Here is a 14643-nt window from a genome sequence, read left to right as displayed (position 1 = left end):
AGATGTTGGGAATCGCCTCGTCCGGCTATTCGTCGGTATCGAAGCGATCCTTCAGCGGGAAGCCCGGCGGATAATCCACCTCGCCAGTCTTCTCGTTCCAGCGCACGACGCCCTCGCGCGGCACGCCCGCGGTGGGACCGCCAACGGCGTCGGTATCGACCAGGCGCGCCGTCCGCAACCCGTTGATCAGCCAGTCGCCGTCGACGGCGCGCTGGGCGCACTTCGTCCACTCCTCGCACCAGTCGCCAAGGTTGTAGCCGTACCACTTCCAGCGCGGGGTGACGGGCGGCAGACCGGCCTTGTCCCAGAGGGTCCTGGCCTCCTCCATCAGCTCCCGCGCCGGCAAGGCAACCGGAGGCATGTCGTAATGGAGGGTCGCGTCGATCATGATCTTCGCTTCCCATTCGCGGTCGCGCAGCTTGGGCGCATGGCCGTTGGCCTGGTGGTCCACGATCTTCACCGACTTCATCAGATCGGTGCGATAGGCGATCGCCCACAGCACTTCCTCGACGTTGTTCGGATTAATGTCCTCGTCGACGGCGACCGTCATCTTGCCCACCGAGCGCATGAAGGTGGTGGCGCCTTCCAGCGCCCGCCAGATCTCGGTCTTGGGCGTGTTCCTCTCCAGGACGACCACCGTGAACCGCGAGACGCCGATCATCGGCCCATGCAGGGCCACGTCCTTGACCTGCCGGATGTACAGCGTGTTCTTCAGGTGGTTCAGCATGATCGCGCTGTAGTTCAACTGCTTGATGACGCCGGACTCGGACGGCGCCATCTGCGAGATCATCGAACTCAGCACGGCCTTCTTGCGCCGCGTGATGGCGGTGACGGTGATCGAGTGGTTGTATTCCTCCACCGACATGTTGCCGTAGGACTCGCCGAACGGCGCCTCCATCTCGAGCTTCTCGGGATCGAGCCAACCCTCGATGATGATCTGCGCGTCGGCCGGCACCATGAGCGGGATGGTTTTGCACCTGACCTTGCGGTACGGCGCGCCGGCCAGGGCGCCGGCCACGTCCATGTCGTCGAGGTACTCCGGTACCTTTTGCGGGCCAACGACCTGCAGCGAGGGCGGCGCGCCGACGATCAGCGCCACCGGCATTTTCTCGCCGCGCTCCTTGTACTTCGCCCAATTCTGGTGGGCCCCGCCATTCGTCTGGATCAGCCACATGCCGGTCATGCGATCCGACGCCTTCAGGCTGCAGCGGTTCTGGCTGATGTTCTGGATGTTCGTGTCTGGATTGAGCGTCACGAACAGGCCGGCAGAAAAATACGGCGCCGTATCCCAGCCCGGCGTGTTGTTGGGCACCGGCAGCGTGTCGAGGCCCTTGCCGGCGCCGCCCTTCAGGTCCTCGCCCGTCAGCACCACCTCATGGACGGGTGCTTCCTCCGACGGGATCTCGACGGCGGGAATCGGGTGCTGGAACGCATGGGACCACTTGTCGAAGATTTTCTGCGACAGCACCGACAGTGCTTCGTCGGGCTTGTGCTCGATGCCCATCGACAGGGCGTAGATCGCCGGCGATCCCGCCGTGCCGCCGACCTGAACGTCGCAATTTCCCTTGTACTTGCGCCCCTTGGAATCGGTGACGTTGGTGAACAGAAAGGCCCGCTTCGGATTGCTGTTGAGCACCGTGCCGACGTCGCCGACATAGCCCCAGCGCACGAAAGCGTGCAGATGCCGGTCCTTGTTGATCTCGTGGTCGATCTTCCAGAGGAGATCCGCCTTCTCGAGCTTCTCCAGGTGATCGTTGAGGTCGTCGTACTTGCGTTGAAATCCCTTTTGCACGGCAATTCTCCTCTTAATGCGGTTGGCTCAGTCGCCCTCGAATCGAATGTCGCGCGCAGGATCCTGCGGCTCGGCGGTGATGCTCATGTGCGCCGCCGAGCGGCGGCCGTTCGCAATCCAGTCGCCGCGTACGGCGCGCGCGGCGCAGGCGTCCCATTCCTCGGACCAGTCGCCGAGCGAGTAGCCGCTCCACGGCGACTGCGGCCGCAGCGGCGGCAACTTGAGCTCCTCCCAGAGCGCACGGGCCCGATCCATGTATTCCTTCTTCGGCAGCGCGACCGGCGGATAGTCGCCCTTGGCCGTGGCGTCGATCAGCATGGTCGCATCTGTGTCGGACCCCTTCAGCGCGGGCCCGTGGCCCTTGCCGCGGTTGGGCACGACATGGGTGTCCGTCAGCGGGTTGGAGCGGTAGGCGATAGCCCACAGGACATGGTCCGTGTCCTCGGGGTCGATATCTTCATCGAGGGCGATGCAGAACTTGCCGATCGCCGGCGTGAGGGAGGCCGCCCCCATCAGCGCCCGCCAGATCTCGGACTTCGGGGTCCCCTTCTTGAGGATCAGGAAGACGAACGGCCTGAGGTTGGTGAGCGGTTCGTGCATCGAGACGCGCACGACGCCCTTGATGTTCAGTCCGTCGCGCAGATGGGCGAGATAGAGCGGCTCGTAGGCCACCTTCTTGATGACGCTCGATTCGCTCGGCGTGACCTGGGAGATGATCGAGGTGATGGTGTAGGATGGACGCCGGGTTATGGCGGTCACACGCATCGAGAAGTTGTATTCCTCGAGTGCCATGTAGCCGTGCGACTCGCCGAACGGACCCTCGGGTTCGAGCCGGTCGGTGTCGATCATACCCTCGATCACGACCTGCGATTCCGCCGGAACGAGCAGATCCACCGTCTTGCATTTGACGACGTTGATGGGGCACCCCGCGAGGCCGCCCGCAACGGTGAGTTCGTCGCAATCGAGCGGCAGCTTCTGCGGGCCGACGAAGGCCACGATCGGCGGCGCGCCGAGCACCACCGCCACCGGCATCGGCTGGCCGCGCTTGCGGTACTTGAGCCAGTGCACGCCGCCGCCCGCGAGCGTCGATCGTTCCATCATCACGGCCAGACGATCGGGCGCTTTCAGGTTGCCGCGATAGAGGCCCATGTTCTGGATGCCGCTGTCGGGATCGCGGGTGAACCACAGCGCCGCCGTGAGATAGGGTGCCGTGTCGTAGCCCGGCGTCGAGATGGGAATGGGCAGGGCGTCCAGGCCATGGCCGGGCTGCGACAGGGTCTCGCCCGTCTCAACCACCTCCTGACAGGGTGCGGCCGACACTTGTCGCGGCGGAATCGGATGGGCGATTGCATCCAGCCAAGCCTTGCCGATCTCTGCTTCGGGCCTCTTCATGCCGAGCGCGTAGATCTGCCTGTTGCCGGCCAGGGCGCCGATGACGACGCGGGCGCCAGGATAGGAGCGCCCTTTGGCGTCGACGACGTTGGCGAACAGGAACGCCTTGCGATCCGCCTCGGCGATGCCGCCGCGATACTGCCAGCGCACCAGCGGATGCATCTCGGTGTCCTTGTCGATGGCGCGATCGACCGAACGGACCAACCCGAACGACTTCAGCCTCTCGACATGCACATCGATGTCGTCGTAGCCGACAGGCCCCTCCGCCATCGATTTCCCCTCCCCCGAAGGGCGCTTCTGCGCACCAGGCGAAGGCTGCACCTTCGCTGCTGATATCAAGCTATCAGCAGCCCGAAGAAAGTCGTTTGATACAGGTCAATCGAAGGGGATGGCGACTGGCCTATCCGCCGAAGCCGACGAACACCGTGGCTTCCCCGACGGACTTCCGCTCGGACACGACCGCATTGGCCGGGAAGCTCTCATCCGGCCAGCCCAGCGCGATGCTCTTCATGATCACCTGATCGTCGGCGATGCCAGCATGCTCGCGCACCACGGGCGACTGCATGATGCCCTGGCTGTTGATCACGGCGCCGAGCCCGCGCGACCACGCGGCGTTGACCAGCGCCGTCGTCACGGCGCCACAATCGAACGGCGTGTCGTCGCTGCCGTCGAGCACGCGATCATAAGTCACGATCACGCACACCGGCGCGTCGAACTGGCGGAAGCCGCGCAATACCCAGTCCTGGCGCATCTCCTTGTCGTCGCGCGCAATCCCCATAGCGGAGAACAATTGCTTGGCGACGCCGACCTGCCGGTCCCGGTGCGGCCCGGCGAAGGGCTGTCCCGTCCGGAACTCGCGCGATTGCGGGATACCCGCCAGCATGCGCTCCGTATTGCCCGCGCGAATCCGGTCGAGCGGTTCGCCGGTGATGACGTAAAAGTTCCAGGGCTGGGTGTTCATCGACGATGGCGCGCGCATCGCCAGCCCGATGATTTCCTCGATCAGCGCCCTTGGGACTGGATCAGGCTTGTAGCCGCGGATACTCCGGCGACTGAGAATGACGTCATCGAACTGCATTGGCCTGGAATTCCCCCGCCTGATCCTGAAGCGGCTGCAATTCTCCGGGCATCGTCGTCCTCGCGCAAGGCAGGCGAACCCGCCTCGATCAATCAGCAATTCAATGGGAGCTGGTCGCCTCGATTGACGACGGCGTCTTCAGGGACCGGCATCCTCCTGCGGACCGCGGGCGTATCCAGCCATTTTCGTGCCCGATCGATCTCGCTGAAGATCCGCATCGGACGGCGGGGCGAGGCGACGATCCCGAGGACCCGGGACAGCAGCGGGTACTTGTCAGGGGCGATGACGACGGCAAGAGGGCCGAGGCGCGTGCCGTCACCATGGAGGCCACGCATCCGGACACCGATGCTCAAAACGTCCATGACACCCATGTTCGTATCGGCCTGACTGCCGTCGAACAGCTTCCGATAGCCGAGTGCATCCGAGCCGACCAGGACATCCAGCATTTGATGGATTTCATCCGGTTCGACCACGCCCGAGCAGGTGACCTCGAAAAGCTTCGCTTCAGAATTGATGGTCCAATGCACGGCCATTGCCCATGCTCTCCCAAGGCCGTCCCACCGGCCTCCCCAACAGGGCAAGAGAATGTGACACTTGCGGCGTCATTGCAATATTCACGCGACCCGCCCGGCGGAACTATGTCGCCATCCTCGAAGGCACCGGCATGCGCGGGGTGCTGGAGGAAGGGAGCGGCTTCATTGCCATCCGGCACCCCCCTTAGTAGACTATTAAAAGGTTGGGAAATTTTGACGATGACTAAAGTCGTCCGGACCTTTGAAGAAGGGTCAGGCAGACCATTGGGGAGGTCGCCATGACGTCGCTGGTCAACAATCTGGGCGGTACCGCCGGGTTCGGTGAGTTCTGGCTTCCGGCCAACGACGACGGCTCGACCGCGTTTATTGATCTTACCCCGATCTTCGGCGCGCAGGGCATCAACTTCTTCGGCCGCTACTATACGGGCTTCTATCTCAACAACAACGGCAGCGTGACCTTCAACGCGGCCTCCAGCAGCTTTACACCGAGCGCGATCACGGGATCGACCAGCAATCCCGTCATCGCTGCCTATTGGGCCGATATCGACACGCGCGGCGGCGGGGTCACGCCGACGCCGGGCGGCACCTCGGCCGGCACCAACCTGCTCTGGTACGATCTCGATTCCGTCACCCATACTTTCACCGCCACTTGGGACGATGTCGGCTACTACAGTGGCCAGACAAACAAGCTGAACGCCTTCCAGCTCAGCATCCACCAGGTCAACGCGCAGGGCGACTTCGACATCACCTTCCGTTACGAGAACGTCGACTGGACGACCGGAAACGCGTCCGGCGGCAGCAACGGTCTGGGCGGCACGCCGGCCAGGGCCGGCTACAGCGCCGGGAACGGCGTCGAATACTTCGAGCTTCCACAATCCGGCAATCAGGCGGATCTGCTCGCGTTGGAGAGCGCCAGCAACATCGGCACACCAGGCACTTTCGTGTTCTCGGTGCGCAACGGCGTGCCGTCGGTGGGCATCACCGTCGGCGACGCGTCGGCCGTCGAGGACGATGGCGACGACCCCCGGTATGTCAGCATTCCGGTGTTCCTGACCGAGCCTTCCAGCTCGACCCTCAACGTCCACTACACGACCGCAAACGGCACCGCGCTCGCCGGTCAGGACTATGTCGCCCAAAGCGGCATACTCACCTTCGCGCCCGGGGTAACGCAGCAAGACATCCTCGTCGGCATCGCCGGCGATGCGATCGTCGAGGGCGACGAGACCTTCACAGTCACCCTGTCCGACCCGTCAGACGGTGCATCGATCCTCGACGGCAGCGCTACGGGCACGATCGTCGACGACGATGCATCCCTGTCGATTGCGGCGGCCAGCGCCGACGCGGCGGAGGGCAATGCCGGCACCACGGCGCTCACCTTCACCGTCACCCGCACCGGCGAGACCAGCCGGCCGGCGACCGCCAACTGGGCGGTGAGCGGTCCGGCCGTGGACGGCGCCGATTTCGCCGGCGGCACGCTGCCCTCCGGCACGGTCACGCTGGGGATCGGCGAGACATCCAGGACGATCGCCCTCCACGTCGCCGGCGACACCCAGTTCGAAAGCGACGAGAGCTTCACCGTCACCCTGTCCGATCCCGGCCCGGGCACAAGCCTCGGCACGACCTCGGCCATGGGCGTCATCCGCAACGACGATTCCGCGCCGGCGTCGCTGTCGATTGCCGCCACCAGTGCCGACAAGCCCGAAGGCCAGGCAGGCAGCACGCCGTTCACCTTCACCGTCACCCGGTCGGGCGATCTGGACGGCACCGCCAGCGCGCACTGGGCGGTGGACGGATTGGCGGTCGATGCCACCGACTTCGCGGACGGCGTACTGCCGTCCGGCACATTGAGCTTCGCCACTGGCGAGACCTCGAAGATCGTCAGCATCGACGTCGCCGGCGATACCGTCGTCGAGGCCAACGAAGCCTTCTCGGTGGTACTGTCCAATCCCGGTGTGGGCGCCATCCTCGGCACGGCCTCGGCCAGCGGCATCATCCACAACGACGATTCATCGCTGTCGATCGTTGCGACCCATGCCGACAGATCCGAAGGCGATACGGGTACCACCCCCTTCACCTTCACCGTCACGCGCTCGGGCGACCTGGACGGCATCGTCAGCGCGCACTGGGCGGTGGACGGATCGGCGGTCGATGCCACCGACTTCGCGAACGGCGTACTGCCTTCCGGCACGGTGAGCTTCGCCGCCGGCGAGACCTCGAAGATCATCAGCATCGAAGTCGCCGGCGATACCGTCGTCGAGGCCAATGAGGACTTCTCGGTGGTGCTGTCATCTCCCAGCGACGGCACCAGCCTCGGATTCACCTCGGCCAGCGGCATCATCCGCAATGACGACGTCTCTCTGTCGATCTCCGCCATCAGCGCCGATAAGTTCGAAGAGGATCTGGGCGCTACCTCGTTTACCTTTGCCGTCACCCGCTCGGGCGACCTGAGCGGCGCTACCAGCGTCGATTGGGCCGTGAGCGGTACCGACGTCATCGACTCCGATTTCATTCCATTCGACGAGCTTCTGGGCTCCGCCGGCCTGATGTCCGTGACAGCGTCCATCATCGGTTCCTTTTTCCCCCAGATTCCCTCCGAAGCCGATGCCTCCTCTCCGCCTTTCTCCCTCTACGGCGGCGTCCTGCCGTCCGGCCAGGTGAGTTTCGCCGCCGGAGAGTCCTGCAAGGCGGTCACGGTCTGGGTCCTCGGCGAAACGCTGGAAGAACAAGACGAGAGTTTCCTGGTCACCCTGTCCCATGCCAGCGAGGGAGCGGTCATCGACACCGCGTCGGCCGCCGGGACCATCCGCAACGATGACACAACGTATGTGGTCGACTGCTTCGTGAACCCCATCATGAGTGCGGACCTGCTGGGCTGGTCCTGACGGACCACGACTGGAGCGGCCGGTCATCGAACTGACACGGCGGTCTCACGAGACGGCAACGCGACTGTTGCACTGGAAGGGGAGTGTCCGCCTTCCCCTCTCCGGTCGCATCAGGGCAGAACCATCAGGCGTTGGCCCATCCGGATCTTCTTGCCGTCGGCGATGCCGCCGCACAGGCGAAAGCCGCGTGGGGCGAAGACGATGATCGTGGACCCGTGCTCGAACCAGCCCAGCTCGTCGCCGCGTCGCACGCGCGTCGAACAGGCGATGTCGGCCGCGCCGCGATAGTTCATGTTCATCACGACGTCGAGGAAGTGCAGCCGGATGCCGGCCACCAGGATCGCCGCGACCGGCACCAGCGCCACCGGATGGCCGCCCGAGGCGAGTCGCAGCCGCAGCACGGCGCGCTCGTTGCGGCAGAACAGGCGCTCGACCCGCCTGAGTGCGATCGGGTTCACGTTCCAGGTGTCGCCCGACACGTAGGTCACGCGCTCGACCGTCGCGTCGTGCGGTGCGTGGAAGCGATGGTACATGCTCGAGGTAAGACGCAGCGTGACATAGGTGCCGTCGCGATAGGTCTCGACCAGCTGCGGATCAATCAGCAGATCCTCGAGCCGGTACGGGAAGCCCTTGGTCTGGAACAACTCGGTCCCCCGAACGGCGCCGCAGGCGCCGACGATTCCGTCGCAGGGACTGACGAGCATCGAGGGGTCGGCATCGAGCGGCCGCGCGCCAGCGCGCAGCTCGCGCGTGAAGCAGTCGCGCAAGCTCCCGAAGGACGTCTTCTTCGACTCGGTGAGATCGAGATCGGCGAACAGGCGCCAGACCGCGATCGAGGCGCGGGCCAGCGCCGGGCTCTCGATGCGGCTGAACCAGCCCATCCAGCGCGTCGCGAGCCGGCGCGGGATGCGGTTGGTCAGCAGGAAATTGATGTCCTCCTGCTGAAGGACCTTCAGCAGTTGCGACTGCACGCTCTTGGCCACGACGACAACTCCGGGGAAGCTGGATGACGAACCTGATGGATGGCGAGACTGTCGCGGCGCTGGCCGCAGGAGGGCTGGCGCTGGGACTGCTGGTCCCCCGGCTGCGCGACCGCCTGCAGCTCTCGCGGGCCAAGCACCGCTCCCTCGCCGGCCACGCGCGCCTGTCGCGGCGGATCGCCGGCCTGGTCCCGCGCTACGTCTATGAGGGCGACCTGTTCTTCCGCGCCGACGATGCGGGTGAGGCCGTCGCCGCCCGCCGCAAAGCGGGCTTCGAGGCATTGGCGGAGACCCTGCGCTCTGGCAACGGACGAACATTGCAGGTGACCTCGGAGGCGACGCGCCACGTCTCCGACCTGCAGTTCACCGAAAGCTACCGGGTGCCGTTCCAGTTCAGCCCGCGCGTCCAGGCGGCGCTGCCGGCGGGCGCTTTCGTCGCCTCCTCCGAGGGCGTCCAGATCACCGACCTCGACGGCACGGCGCGCTACGACCTCAGCGGCTCCTATGGCGTCAACCTGCTGGGCTACGACTTCTACAAGGGCTGCATGGAGCGCGGCGCCCAGCGCGTCGCCGGACTGGGCCCCGTACTCGGGGCCTATCCCGATCTCGTGGCCGACAATGCGCGGCGGCTCGCGCGCATCTCCGGCAAGCCGGAAGTGTCGTTCCACATGTCGGGGACGGAAGCGGTGATGCAGGCCGTGCGGCTGGCGCGCTATCACACCGGCCGCTCCCACCTCGTGCGCTTCTGCGGCGCGTACAACGGCTGGTGGGGCGACGTGCAGCCCGGCGTCGGCAATCCGGTGGCCGCGCACGATACCTACACGCTGGCGGATCTGTCGGAGAGGTCGCTCGCCGTCCTGCGCCGCCGAACCGACATCGCCTGCGTGCTGGTCAACCCGATCCAGGCCATGCATCCAAACCGGGGCGCGCCCGCCGATTCCACGCTGGTCGCCAGCCGGCCAGACCGCGGCGTCAGCCGCGAGACCTATGCCGCCTGGCTGAAGGCCCTGCGCCAGGTCTGCAGCGAGCGCGGCATCGTCCTCATCCTCGACGAGGTCTTCGTCGGCTTCCGGCTCGCTGCCCACGGCGCCCAGGAATATTTCGGCATCGAGGCCGACCTCGTGACCTACGGCAAGACGGTGGGCGGCGGGTTTCCCATCGGCGTCGTGTGCGGCGACCACCGCCTGATGAAGCGGTTCCGGGACGACCGGCCGGCCGACATCTGCTTCGCGCGCGGCACCTTCAACGCCCATCCCTATGTGATGGGGGCGATGAACGAATTCCTGCGCCATCTCGACTCTCCGGAGATGAACGCGCTCTATCGCGACCTCGACGAGACCTGGGACCGGCGCGCGTCCGATCTCAATCGTCGGCTGGCCGAGCGGCGGCTGCCGGTGCGCATCCGGCATCTCTCGTCGATCTGGACGGTCTGCTACCCGACGGCCTCGCGCTATCACTGGATGTTCCAGTACTACCTCAAGGCCCATGGCATTGCGCTCAGCTGGGTGGGCACGGGACGCCTGATCTTCAGCCTGAACTTCACCGAGGAGCAGTTCCAGGCGGTGGTCGACCGCTTCGTCGCGGCCGCCGAAGCGATGCAGCGCGACGGCTGGTGGGAGCCGGGAGCGCTCGCCACCGACCGCGCGATCAAGCGGCGCATCCTGCGCGAAATGGCATCGCACCTGCTGGGCTTCCCGGGGCGGGGTCGCAAGGTGCGCCTGGCCGGGCCGCAGCCCCTAGACGCCGCCCTTTGAGGCCGGGGCGACCGCGTCCTCGACGACGGTCGCGGGCAGCTCGGGAATCACCTCGGGGAGGAGTTCATCCGGCAGGATCGGAGCCGCGACGGTCTCCGGCGTGTGGCGGCTGTGCCGGCCGGTCAGGAGTTCCCACGGCGCGCGGTGATAGAGCTTGATGTCGTGGAACGGATCGGTGGCGATCTTCGTCACCCAGACCAGCCCGGTGGTCAGGTCCTTGGTCACGAACAGCTGGACCGCGCGGAAGGCGATCCCGGCCAGCCCGACGACCAGCCACAGCTCGCCGACATGGGTCATGAAGCCGGTCCAGTCGGCGTGCGGCGTGAAGAGGCCGAGCAGGGTGGGATCGATCACCAGCAGCAGCGGCGACGCCGCCCACACCGCGAGCAGGACCAGCTTGCGCTTGATGTTGTAGCCGACCTTGATCTCCTCCTTGTATTCGTCGGTTGCCTGGTTGACGGCGTCGTAGCCGCGCGGCTCGAAGAACAGGTGGCCGACCTGGCGGGTCGTCATCGCGACCAGCCAGCCGATCAGGGCCGCCATGGCGGGATCGGTGAAGGCCACGACATAGGCGAACAGGAAGCTGGTCGCGCTCAACAGGTGCAGCGACTGGTTGACCTTGCTGTGATGGTAGTAGCGATGGTCGTCCCATCGCTGGACCTTCAACTCGTGCAACAGTCCGGTCATGGCGTTTTCCTTTGGAGGGGCGCTACAGGTTGACGACGAAAATGCCGGCGGCAGCGGCGGCGATCGCGGCCGCGGCAATCGCCGCGAACGGCACCAGCGGGTGCACGATGTTGAGACGACGGAACAGGTTGCACAGGTAGCCCACGGCCTTCTGCGCCGGCGTGCGCGGGCTCTTCGAATATTCCATCGCCGCCTTCACGACGTAGAAGACGGCAGTGTTGGCCGCGAGCGCGAACCGGCCGCGCGCGCCCGCGCCCGCGCCCGCGCCCGGCGCGGTCACGAGGTAGTTGCACTTGAGCAGGATGCGCTGCGGCGCGCCCGGCGTGTAGCAGCCCTCGACCCAGTGCAGCTCGCGATGGAAGTCGAGCAGGCCGAACTCGTAGGTGCCGAAGGCCTTCTCGACCCGGCTGTCGCCGAACACCACCTTGTAGCTCGCGTCGGACTGGAGATAGATCAGCGCCCGCACGACCCGGCTCGACGACAGGAAGCGCAGGTTGCCGTCATAGTGCCTGTCGAACAGGCCCTGGTCGCCGCCGCGATCCTTGTTGTAGTGCGAGATGTAGAGCTCGTCGGTGTGCTTCATCGGCTCGAAGCCGCTGCCAGCCGGAACCCGGCGCAGGATCAGCTCGCGAATGACCGGACTGTCGCGCAGCCGGTCGATCCGCGCGACGATCTCGGCGGGCAGAGTCGAGAGGTAAACGTGGCAGGACGGCCGCTGGGAGAGTTCCTCGCGGAAACGATCCTCGACCCAGCGCGACAGGCCGTCGATCAGGGCGCGGTCTTCGGCGCTCTCGAAGCGGCCGATCGTGGCGGGAAACAGGGTGGAGACCGCGCCCCGTCTCGTGCCCGGGGCAGTGGAATCGAGAATGTCGGTCACGTGGCTTCCTGGCTGAGGCGGCTCGAAACGGCGTGGTTGCCCGCGGCGACCGTCGCGGCCGCCGCCGTGGCCGCAAGGACGAGGAGTCCCGCCAGCCGGAGGACCGGCCGGCGTCCCGGTCCCGCCCGCTCCATCGCGAGCAAGGCGAGGTTCAACACGACATGGAGCGTGGCGAGCGGCCACCAGGCGGCGCGGAATTCCGGGTTGAGCAGCGTGCCGCCAAACGCCATCACGTTTCCGACGATCATCGGGTGGGACATCAGGGAATAGGGAAATTCGGTGATGCGCCGCGCCGGCAGCCCGGCCAGCTCGTGGCCGTAGTAGGTGCGGTCGATCCCCAGCACGGCGGCGGCACGGGCGTTCAGCAAAATGCCAAGCGCGATCACGCCGAGCGAGAGCAAGTCCGGCGGCGCCTGCAGGTAAACGAAGGCGAGCGCGGCGACCGACACCGCCTTCAGCAGCAGCGCGTCGCGCTTGAAGACCTCGAACGAGAGGACGCCCCAGGCGAAGGCGCACCAGTAGAGGCCGTAATAGACGAAGCTCGCGAGGTAGATCGCCACGGCCGGCTCGCGGGCGAGCGCGGCCCCGGCCAGCCCGGCGGCGACGATCGTCCAGCAGGCGAGAGACGGCCCGCGCCGGCCGAGGATACTACGAATCCGGGACACCACGCGAAAACCCATATGCCGGGCGTGTTGCCGTGCGATGAAGGAACGGCGTCGGTTCGTTGACCCATGTCAGGCGGGCCGGCAACGGCCGGCGAGCTTCTCGGACGCGGATTTCTTCTTTGCCAGGAGCTGCGCGGAAATGCATCTTCCGCGTGCCGTCATTGCGCGGTCTGCGCACGGTGATTGTCCGGAATACCCCTGCCTGATAGCGTGGCGATCCGAAAAAGGGGGAATCGGCTGGCGACGTTCAGTCGACCTTGCCCCTCTTCGTACCGGGCATCCGCGATTGCCGCGGCATCGCCGCTGGATTGGACTGCCGTGTCGCACCAGCCGACGTCATGAGGGGAGACCGGTAACTCCGGCCGAGCGCTGATGTGCCAGCTTTGTGAACAGTGGGGAATGAACCTCCATGCCGACCAGGTCGGCCTGGCTTCCAGCGACTTCGCGATCGGCTCGCCATCGGAGGGGCCTCTCGATTTCGTCGCGGGCAGCAGGGGATGGACCGACTATGGAATCTCCTCCGGCAGCACCACGACGTCCACCGGTGGCCCGGGCGGCGTTGTCGCCTGGAGCCTGGCCGGCGCCGGCCTGACCGACAACAGCGGCGGGAGCTTCTTCGAAGGCTCGAGCGTCTCGCTGGGCAGCTTCCTGCCGTTCAACTATCAGTCGGTGCTGCGGTCCGCCTTCAACGCGTGGTCCACCGCGGCCAACATCGAATTCATCCAGGTCGAGGACAACGGCGGGAACATCGGCGTCGGAGCCTATCCGACCATACGCATTGCCGCAGGCTACATCGACGGCGCGTCGCGCGTCCTGGGGAGAGCCAACCTCCCCTCATCGACGCCCTATGGCGGCGACGTCGTCTTCGACAGCAGTGACTCGGCGTTCTTCTCGAACCAGCACAACTTCTATCTGGTGGCGCTCCATGAGATCGGCCACGCGCTGGGGCTGTCGCACGAGCCCGAGATTCCCGCGCTCATGAATCCGATCATCGACACCGCTCTCAGCGGGCTGCTGGCGGACGACGTGAACGGCATCAGGTCCCTCTACGGCACCCAGGACAACGGCCCCACCACCTATTACATGCCGGCAACCCTCGCCAACCTGAAGATACTCGACAACAGCAATTCCCTTACGGTCATCGGAAACGCCCTCAACAATTCGATCGTTGGAGCGAACGCGATCGAAACCATTTATGGCGGAGGCGGCGACGACACACTGGCGACCGGCGGCGGCCTGGATACCCTGATCGGGGGCACCGGAAACGACACGTACATCATCGACTTTCCGGCGGTCATCGTGATCGAGAGTGCCGGCGAGGGTGCGGACACGGTCAGGGCATCGGTGGACTTCACCCTCCCCGACAATGTCGAGAACCTGACATTGATCAGCGAAGAGAACGTCAACGGCACCGGCAATTCCGGGGACAACACGATCACCGGAAATGCCTATGACAATGTGCTGAACGGCGGGACGGGCGGGCTGGATACCCTGATCGGCGGCCTGGGCGACGACACGTATACCGTCGACCATGCGACAGTCACCGTGATCGAGGAGGCCGGCGCGGGAACGGACACGGTGAATGCGTCCGTCACCTTCGCCCTGGGCGCCAACATCGAGAACCTGACATTGATCGGGTCGAACGCCATCAACGGTACTGGCAATTCGGGCGACAACGCGATCACCGGCAATGACGCCGATAATACCCTGAGCGGCGGGAATGGCGGGCTGGATACCCTGATCGGCGGCCTGGGAGACGATACGTATATCGTGGACCACGCGACGGTCATCGTGATCGAGAGCGCCGGCGAGGGCGCGGACACGATGAAGGCGTCGATCGATTTCTTCCTCGGCGCCAACGTCGAGAACCTGATCCTGACAGGCAGCGCCTCGATCAGCGGCTTCGGCAACGATCTGGCCAACGTGATAGAGGGCAACACGGGCAGCAACGTGCTGGTGGGGGGCCTCGGCGCCGACGCGCTGTCGGGCGGCGATGATGCCGA

General features: G+C 65.7%; 11 protein-coding genes. 3 read left to right on the top strand and 8 right to left on the bottom strand.

Going from position 1 to position 14643, the window contains the following annotated elements; translation table 11 throughout:
* Window positions 1-25 precede the first annotated feature (25 nt).
* From Q0Q48_RS25055 to Q0Q48_RS25040, 4 genes are all read right to left on the bottom strand, one after another.
* Entirely contained in the window at window positions 26-1792 is a 1767-nt protein-coding gene (locus Q0Q48_RS25055) for a UbiD family decarboxylase (RefSeq protein WP_295144269.1), read from the bottom strand.
* A gap of 27 nt (window positions 1793-1819) precedes the next feature.
* Window positions 1820-3454, bottom strand: coding sequence for a UbiD family decarboxylase (locus tag Q0Q48_RS25050; RefSeq protein WP_295144268.1), 1635 nt, complete (start codon window positions 3452-3454; stop codon window positions 1820-1822).
* 130 nt (window positions 3455-3584) lie between these two features.
* Entirely contained in the window at window positions 3585-4262 is a 678-nt protein-coding gene (locus tag Q0Q48_RS25045) for a nitroreductase (RefSeq protein ID WP_295144265.1), read from the bottom strand.
* A 92-nt stretch (window positions 4263-4354) separates the two neighbouring features.
* The gene (locus tag Q0Q48_RS25040; protein WP_295144262.1) at window positions 4355-4795 is read right to left on the bottom strand and encodes a hypothetical protein; all 441 of its coding nucleotides are present in this window, start codon (window positions 4793-4795) and stop codon (window positions 4355-4357) included.
* A gap of 278 nt (window positions 4796-5073) precedes the next feature.
* Here Q0Q48_RS25040 and Q0Q48_RS25035 point away from each other — a divergent pair, with 278 nt between their 5' ends.
* On the top strand, window positions 5074-7677 hold the full coding sequence (locus tag Q0Q48_RS25035) for a Calx-beta domain-containing protein (protein WP_295144259.1): 2604 nt from the start codon (window positions 5074-5076) through the stop codon (window positions 7675-7677).
* Window positions 7678-7787: 110 nt separating this feature from the next.
* Here Q0Q48_RS25035 and asd read toward each other — a convergent pair whose 3' ends face one another.
* Complete coding sequence (gene asd / locus Q0Q48_RS25030; protein ID WP_295144256.1) at window positions 7788-8660, bottom strand: archaetidylserine decarboxylase; 873 nt, start codon at window positions 8658-8660, stop codon at window positions 7788-7790.
* 35 nt (window positions 8661-8695) lie between these two features.
* On the opposite strand from asd, the gene Q0Q48_RS25025 reads away from it, so the two are divergent.
* Window positions 8696-10411: an aminotransferase class III-fold pyridoxal phosphate-dependent enzyme gene (locus tag Q0Q48_RS25025; RefSeq protein ID WP_295144363.1), complete on the top strand. Its 1716-nt coding sequence runs from the start codon at window positions 8696-8698 to the stop codon at window positions 10409-10411.
* Here the strand turns inward: Q0Q48_RS25025 and Q0Q48_RS25020 are convergent.
* The 3 genes from Q0Q48_RS25020 to Q0Q48_RS25010 are packed head-to-tail and all read right to left on the bottom strand — an operon-like array spanning window position 10394 to window position 12640.
* Window positions 10394-11098, bottom strand: coding sequence for a hypothetical protein (locus tag Q0Q48_RS25020; protein WP_295144254.1), 705 nt, complete (start codon window positions 11096-11098; stop codon window positions 10394-10396). The two genes, Q0Q48_RS25025 and Q0Q48_RS25020, sit on opposite strands and share 18 nt — an antisense overlap.
* A 22-nt stretch (window positions 11099-11120) precedes the next feature.
* Window positions 11121-11975, bottom strand: a complete 855-nt coding sequence (locus Q0Q48_RS25015) for a hypothetical protein (RefSeq protein WP_295144252.1) — start codon at window positions 11973-11975, stop codon at window positions 11121-11123.
* A complete protein-coding gene (locus Q0Q48_RS25010; RefSeq protein ID WP_295144249.1) occupies window positions 11972-12640 on the bottom strand; it encodes a methyltransferase in 669 nt (222 codons plus the stop codon). The genes Q0Q48_RS25015 and Q0Q48_RS25010 overlap by 4 nt, the downstream gene beginning before the upstream one ends.
* 399 nt (window positions 12641-13039) lie before the next feature.
* Between Q0Q48_RS25010 and Q0Q48_RS25005 the strand changes: the two genes are divergently transcribed.
* Window positions 13040-14643 (top strand): matrixin family metalloprotease (locus tag Q0Q48_RS25005; protein WP_295144246.1); only part of this gene is annotated, 1604 nt, incomplete at its 3' end.

It is taken from the genome of uncultured Reyranella sp. (assembly GCF_945957355.1).
Taxonomy (GTDB): domain Bacteria; phylum Pseudomonadota; class Alphaproteobacteria; order Reyranellales; family Reyranellaceae; genus Reyranella.
This window is presented reverse-complemented; position numbering and strand designations above follow the sequence as displayed.